The organism is Rhizobium esperanzae, assembly GCF_014197615.1.
Lineage (GTDB): Bacteria > Pseudomonadota > Alphaproteobacteria > Rhizobiales > Rhizobiaceae > Rhizobium > Rhizobium esperanzae_A.
Map to the genome: position 1 here is coordinate 170,709 of NZ_JACIFY010000015.1, position 6,619 is coordinate 177,327.

Annotated in this window: 6 protein-coding genes; 5 read left to right on the forward strand and 1 reads right to left on the reverse strand. The window is 62.3% G+C overall.

Annotated elements, in window-relative coordinates:
• Window positions 1-207: 207 nt before the first annotated feature.
• From GGD57_RS20375 to GGD57_RS20385, 3 genes are all read left to right on the forward strand, one after another.
• Window positions 208-1,773, forward strand: a complete 1,566-nt coding sequence (locus GGD57_RS20375) for a helicase HerA-like C-terminal domain-containing protein (RefSeq protein ID WP_184472093.1) — start codon at window positions 208-210, stop codon at window positions 1,771-1,773.
• Between the two features lie 160 nt (window positions 1,774-1,933).
• Window positions 1,934-2,293, forward strand: coding sequence for a type II toxin-antitoxin system RelE/ParE family toxin (locus GGD57_RS20380; RefSeq protein WP_184472094.1), 360 nt, complete (start codon window positions 1,934-1,936; stop codon window positions 2,291-2,293).
• Window positions 2,283-2,612 (forward strand): helix-turn-helix domain-containing protein, encoded by a 330-nt coding sequence (locus GGD57_RS20385; RefSeq protein ID WP_184472095.1) that lies wholly within the window; start codon window positions 2,283-2,285, stop codon window positions 2,610-2,612. The genes GGD57_RS20380 and GGD57_RS20385 overlap by 11 nt, the downstream gene beginning before the upstream one ends.
• Window positions 2,613-2,630: 18 nt before the next feature.
• Here GGD57_RS20385 and GGD57_RS20390 read toward each other — a convergent pair whose 3' ends face one another.
• Complete coding sequence (locus GGD57_RS20390) at window positions 2,631-2,822, reverse strand: hypothetical protein (protein ID WP_184472096.1); 192 nt, start codon at window positions 2,820-2,822, stop codon at window positions 2,631-2,633.
• On the opposite strand from GGD57_RS20390, the gene GGD57_RS20395 reads away from it, so the two are divergent.
• Both GGD57_RS20395 and GGD57_RS20400 read left to right on the forward strand, forming a co-directional pair.
• Window positions 2,809-4,404: an ABC-F family ATP-binding cassette domain-containing protein gene (locus GGD57_RS20395; RefSeq protein WP_184472097.1), complete on the forward strand. Its 1,596-nt coding sequence runs from the start codon at window positions 2,809-2,811 to the stop codon at window positions 4,402-4,404. The genes GGD57_RS20390 and GGD57_RS20395 overlap by 14 nt on opposite strands.
• Before the next feature lie 489 nt (window positions 4,405-4,893).
• On the forward strand, window positions 4,894-6,420 hold the full coding sequence (locus GGD57_RS20400; protein ID WP_184472098.1) for an ABC-F family ATP-binding cassette domain-containing protein: 1,527 nt from the start codon (window positions 4,894-4,896) through the stop codon (window positions 6,418-6,420).
• Window positions 6,421-6,619 lie beyond the last annotated feature (199 nt).

Consider the following 6,619-nt stretch of genomic DNA (forward strand, 5'->3'; position numbering starts at 1 on the left):
TTTTGACGTTGACGTCAGCGTTAATCGAGATTCGAGCGCAACTCAAGTCGACCCCGCCCGATGGGCACTGTGTGCGGTTTCGCTTTCGATGCAAACAGTTGTCGGCATCCGCATGCCTGCTTATAACAGGGAAACGATGGTTCGATGAAGGTGGCGGGAGCCAAACCTTCTCAACAAATGGCGGCAGCGCCGAAGGGAGTATTGCGGATGATCGAGGATGGCAAGATTTTCATCGGCGCGAGCCGCAACCCCGACGACAGCATCAACAAGCCGGAATATCTCGACCTGAAATTCGGCAACCGCCACGGCCTCGTCACCGGCGCCACCGGCACCGGCAAGACGGTGACGCTGCAGGTGCTGGCCGAAGGTTTTTCCCGGGCCGGCGTCCCGGTCTTTGCCGCCGACATCAAGGGCGACCTTTCCGGCATCGCCGCCAAAGGCGAGGCCAAGGACTTCCTCACCAAGCGTGCCGAGCAGATCGGTTTCACCGATTATGAATTCGATCAGTTCCCGGTGATCTTCTGGGATCTGTTCGGTGAGAAGGGCCACCGGGTGCGCACCACCGTCGCCGAGATGGGGCCGCTGCTGCTGGCGCGCCTGATGGATGCATCCGAACCGCAGGAAGGCGTCATCAACATCGCCTTCAAGATCGCCGACCAAGCCGGGCTGCCGCTGCTCGACCTCAAGGATTTCACCTCGCTGCTCAACTATATGGGCGAGAACGCCACCGAGCTTTCCAGCCAGTACGGGCTGATCTCCAAGGCTTCCGTCGGCTCGATCCAGCGGGCACTGCTGGTGCTCGAACAGCAGGGTGCGGAACACTTCTTCGGCGAGCCGGCTCTGAAGATTTCCGACATCATGCGCACCAGCAATAACGGCTACGGCCAGATCTCGGTGCTTGCCGCCGACAAGCTGATGATGAACCCGCGCCTTTACGCCACCTTCCTGCTCTGGCTGCTCTCGGAACTGTTCGAGGAACTGCCCGAAGTCGGCGATCCGGAAAAGCCGAAACTGGTCTTCTTCTTCGACGAAGCGCATCTGCTCTTCAACGACGCGCCGAAGGTGCTGACCGAACGCGTCGAGCAGGTGGTACGGCTGATCCGCTCCAAGGGCGTCGGCGTCTATTTCGTCACGCAGAACCCGCTCGACGTGCCGGAGACGGTGCTCGCCCAGCTCGGCAACCGCGCCCAGCATGCGCTGCGCGCCTATTCCCCGCGCGAACAGAAGGCGGTGAAGACGGCGGCCGATACCTTCCGCCCGAACCCCGCCTTCGATTGCGCTACCGTCATCACCAATCTCGGCACCGGCGAGGCGCTGGTTTCGACACTGGAGGCCAAGGGCGCGCCTTCGATCGTCGAGCGCACGCTGATCCGCCCGCCATCTGGCCGTGTCGGTCCGCTGACCGATGCCGAACGCCAGCAGGTCATGGACAGAAGCCCTGTTCTCGGCGTCTACGACGACGACGTCGACCGCGAATCCGCCTTCGAGATTCTCGCCGCACGCGCCAAGAAGGCAGCGGATGCCGACGCTGCCAAGCGGGCGCAGGAGGACGCCGCCCAGCATCAGCCCGAAAGCACGACCTCCGGCTGGTCGCTGCCGGGCTTCGGCGGCAGCAATGACGACAATCAAGGCCGCGGCCAATCCCGCGGCCGTGCCTCCGGCTACCAGCGCGAAACGGTGGTGGAAGCGGCGATGAAGAGCGTGGCGCGCACGGTAGCGACCCAGGTCGGCCGGGCACTGGTGCGCGGCATATTGGGGAGCTTGAAGCGGTAGGGTTACCTCTCTTCTTCCCTCGGGTATCCGAAGGATGGGTCGAGACCTGACGGCTCGGCCCTCGTAATGCAGGCACGGCGAGCGAGGCTGTACAACTTGCCAGCCAAGAAGTGGCCTTGATTTTTATATCTTTGAATATATATATTTTTAAAGGCAGTCGATGACCTACAAGGTGCAATTCCATTCCGACTTCGTCCCCGAATGGAAAGCGCTGGACATGGGGTTGAAGGAATTGGTTGGCGAAGTGCTGGACCATCTCGAAGACGATGGCCCCTTCTTAGGTCGCCCAGAGGTCGATACGCTTTCGGGTTCCGATTATGCGAATATGAAGGAGATCAGAGTCAAATTTGGAAAACAGGTGTGGCGTTTTGCTTTCGCCTTCGACCCCGCTCAAAGAGCCATTGTCCTTTGCGGAGGGGACAAGCAAGGCATGAACGAGGCGCTCTTTTACAAGCAACTGATCAACAAAGCTGACGCGCGGTTCGGCGCGTGGCTGAAGGAGACGAAAAATGAGCACTGAGTGGAAGACACTACGCGCCGAACTTCCGGAAGATGTTCGCACTCGGCTCGACACGAAACGTCAAGAGCGCCGTCTGGGCAAGGCTTTGGCGGAAGTGCGCAAAGCCATGCAGGCAACCCAGCAGGAGGTCGCTGCGCGTGCGGCCATGACGCAGAACACCGTTTCAAAAATCGAAAGCGCCGACGATGTCCTGCTGTCGTCGGTCGTGCGCTACATGCATTCCCTCGGAGGCGGTGTCGAGCTTGTCTTGAAAACACCGGACGGGAAAGCGAGGCGCGTTGACTTTGATCCTGAGATTTATGTGAAGCAGATTGTCTAGCTGCAGGGCCCTACGGAGCTAGAAGCGGTAGTCACTTCTCACGGTATGCCTGAAAGAATGCAGAATCGCCGCTTTGCCTTGAACCCAACGCCTTTCCTCCCTAAATTCCCCGCCATCGATCATTTCAACAGGATGTGTGCCGCAATGGATTTCAACCCGATCGCAATGCCAGTTCGCCTTGCCAACGGGGAAATCCATGCCTGCATCCATCACTCTCTCCAAAATTTCATGGGCCACGCCTGACGGGCGGCCGCTTTTTTCCGATCTCGATCTGAGTTTCGGGACGGACCGCACCGGTCTCGTCGGGCGCAACGGCGTCGGCAAGACGACGCTGCTGAAGCTCGTCTCCGGTCAGATCCAGCCGCATGCGGGGGCGCTATCGGTCAGCGGCAGTCTCGGTCTCCTCCGGCAGAGCGTTCAGATCGCACCGGATGAAACCATTGCCGATCTCTTCGGCGTGGTCGGGGCGCTTGGCCTTCTTCACCGTGCCGAAGCCGGCGCGGCAACGGCCGACGAGCTTTCAGCGGCGGACTGGACGCTGGAGGCGCGCATGGTCGCAGCCCTTGATCGCATCGGGCTCGACGCAGAGCCGCAGACACGGCTTGCCGCGCTTTCCGGCGGGCAGCGCACCCGCGCCGGGCTTGCGGCCCTTGTCTTCACCGAGCCGGATTTTCTGCTGCTCGACGAACCGACAAACAATCTCGACCGCGAAGGCCGCGATGCGGTGATCGCGCTGATATCGGGCTGGCGGGCCGGGGCCATCATCGTCAGCCATGATCGGGAACTGCTCGAAAGCATGGATGCGATCGTCGAACTGACGTCGCTCGGCGCGACGCGCTACGGCGGCAACTGGAGCCATTATCGCGAGCGCAAGGCGCTGGAGCTTGCCGCCGCACGACATGACCTTGCCGATGCCGAAAAGCGCATTGCCGAAGTTGCCGGGAAGGCGCAGGCGACAGTGGAGCGTCAGGCGCACAGGGATAGCGCCGGGCGGAAGATGGCTGCCAAGGGCGGCATCCCGCGCATCATGCTCGGCGGCATGAAGGAACGGAGCGAAACGACCGGCGGCGACAACGCCCGTCTTGCGGAACGCCGGCGTGCGGCGGCACAGGAAGACGCAAAGGCGGCGCGCGAGAAGATCGAGATCCTCCAGCCCTTGTCGGTGCGCCTGCCACCGACCGGGCTCGCCGCCAATAAGACCGTACTGCAGATGGAAGGCGTCACAGCCGGCTATCGGCCTGAGGATCCCGTCATCGGCCATCTCTCTTTCACCGTGACCGGGCCGGACCGCATCGCCATCACCGGGCCGAACGGCTCGGGCAAGACGACGCTGCTTTCGCTTCTCACCGGCGAACTCAAGCCCTGGGCCGGCACCCTCGCCGTCATGACCGGTTTTGCGATGCTCGATCAGAAGGTCAGCCTTCTCGATCCCTCGGCCTCGATCCGCGACAATTTCCGCCGGATCAACCCGCAGGCCGATGAAAACACCTGCCGGGCCGTCCTCGCCCGCTTCATGTTCAGGGCCGACGCGGCACTGCAGCTTGTCTCGACGCTCAGCGGCGGACAATTGCTGCGCGCCGGCCTTGCCTGCGTTCTCGGCTCCGCACCGCCGCCGCTCCTCATCCTCGACGAGCCGACCAACCATCTCGACATCGATTCGATATCAGCGGTCGAGGCGGGGCTGCGTGCCTATGACGGGGCGCTCATCGTCGTCAGCCATGACGAGACGTTTCTCGAGAGTATCGGGATAGAGCGGCGGCTGGAATTATCGGGTGGCGATGCGGGTGAGTGACTTCGGAGACGTCATTTGCGCTCACCTATCGGGAGCGCGGCATCCTCCAGGATCCCTCATGCTGAGGTGCGAAGCCCGAAGGGCGTAGCCTCGAAGCACGCCGCAACGCCGCTTCTTGCATCGCTCCGATGCCGGCGCACCTCAGGTGAGGCTCTCCTGGGCTCGGGGCATATGCCTCGGCTCCCTTGCCTCATACTGCCGGCAATGATATTTCAATCCTGCAACCCTTTCGAGAAAGGAGGATCACGCCATGCAGTATTATTTCCGGTTTAATCGCCAGCGTGGTCCCGTCAACGCCCTGCAAATGCGTTTGCAGGGCTGACCAGAGACCGTTTCCGACATCTCTTCCTGGTCTGCCCTTCGTGGCCAATGCGGCGTGGTATCCCAAGGTTCGCGCCCATTCCTGTAACTTTCCGGGCCCGATAGGCGCAATTCCGTGACGGCTGAACGCTTGGGATCGCGCCCCCCGGTCAAGACCAGAGAACGATCATGACCCTCATCAATATCCGCAATCTCGGCGTGACGCTGGGCAATCCGCTGTTTTCGAAACTGAACCTCGTCGTCAATTCAGGCGACCGCATCGGCCTCGTTGCCGCCAACGGCCGCGGGAAATCGACGCTCTTTGCCTGCATCACCGGCGCGCTGGAGCCGGGCGCGGGCGAGATCACCAAGGCGCGCGGGCTGACCATCGGCCATGTCGCCCAGAATGTGCCGGCCGCACTGTTCGACACGCCGTTTTACGATGCCGTGCTGCAAGCGCTGCCCGCCGATCAGGCTGAAAGCGAGAGCTGGCGCGTCGACATGGTGCTGGAATCGCTTGGAGTGCCGGAGGCTATGCGTGGCCGGCCGCTCAAGCATCTTAGCGGCGGATGGCAGCGGCTCGCCATGCTTGCCCGCATTTGGGTCACCGAGCCTGATGTGCTGCTGCTCGACGAGCCGACCAACCATCTCGACCTCGAAAAGATCGCGCAGCTGGAGGGCTGGCTGAACGGCCTGCCGCGCGACGTGCCGGTGATCCTCTCGAGCCATGACCGCGCCTTCCTCGATGCGACGACCAACCGGACGCTGTTCCTGCGGCCGGAGCAATCGCCGGTCTTTGCCCTGCCCTACACACGAGCACGCGTCGCCCTCGACGAGGCCGACGCCTCCGAAGCCAGGCGCTACGAGCGCGATATGAAGGCAGCGGAGCAATTGCGCAAACAGGCGGCGAAGCTCAACAATATCGGCATCAATTCCGGCAGCGACCTGCTCGTCGTCAAGACGAAGCAGTTGAAGCAGCGGGCCGAGAAACTGGAGGATGCGGCGAAACCGTCGCATCTCGAACGCTCGGCCGGCGCCATCCGGCTTTCCAACCGCGGCACGCATGCCAAGGTGCTGGTGACGCTTGACGATGCGGCGGTGACGACGCCGGATGGAACCTTGCTGTTCAAGACCGGCCGGCAGTTCATCTGCCAGGGCGACCGGATCGTGCTCCTCGGCCTCAACGGCGCCGGCAAGTCGCGGCTGGTGTCGATGCTGAAACAGGCGATCGAAACTCCGGCGGCGGGACCGGACGGCATCAAGGCGACGCCGTCGATCGTGCTCGGCTATGGCGACCAGGCGCTTGCCGATCTCAGCGACCGCGACACGCCGATCGGCACGATCATCCGCCGCTTCGATGTCGGCGATCAGCGGGCGCGCGCCTTGCTGGCCGGCGCCGGCATGACGATCGACATGCAGGCAAAACCGATCGGCCAGCTTTCCGGCGGCCAGAAGGCGCGGCTCGGCATGCTGGTGCTCAGGCTGACCGAGCCGAATTTCTATCTGCTCGACGAGCCGACCAACCATCTCGACATCGAGGGACAGGAAGCGCTGGAGAGCGAACTGATGGCGCAGGAGGCAAGCTGCCTGCTGGTCTCGCACGACCGCAGTTTTGTGCGGGCTGTCGGCAACCGGTTCTGGCTGATCGAGAGGAAGAAGCTGGTGGAAGTGGAGAGCCCGGAGGTTTTTTTTGCTTCGGTGGGATCGGTGGGATGATGGGTGATGGGGTGCCGTGAGGCCCCCTCATCCGCCCTAGGGGCACCTTCTCCCCGCTGGGGAGAAGGGGAGTCGAGAGGTCGCCACGAGTCTCTTCTCCCCAGCGGGGCTATGGCATTCACACATTTAGAATTGCCTATGTGATGGTGTTCTGATTCTCTTGCTGGACGCAGGAGAATTGAGCGATGGATGATTTGAG

Bases quoted from the DNA above. Each gene is read 5' to 3' on its own strand.
- GGD57_RS20375 (WP_184472093.1), top strand. From the start codon at position 208: ATGATCGAGGATGGCAAGATTTTCATCGGCGCGAGCCGCAACCCCGAC.
- GGD57_RS20380 (WP_184472094.1), top strand. From the start codon at position 1,934: ATGACCTACAAGGTGCAATTCCATTCCGACTTCGTCCCCGAATGGAAA.
- GGD57_RS20385 (WP_184472095.1), top strand. From the start codon at position 2,283: ATGAGCACTGAGTGGAAGACACTACGCGCCGAACTTCCGGAAGATGTT.
- GGD57_RS20395 (WP_184472097.1), top strand. From the start codon at position 2,809: ATGCCTGCATCCATCACTCTCTCCAAAATTTCATGGGCCACGCCTGAC.
- GGD57_RS20390 (WP_184472096.1), bottom strand. From the start codon at position 2,822: ATGGATGCAGGCATGGATTTCCCCGTTGGCAAGGCGAACTGGCATTGC.
- GGD57_RS20400 (WP_184472098.1), top strand. From the start codon at position 4,894: ATGACCCTCATCAATATCCGCAATCTCGGCGTGACGCTGGGCAATCCG.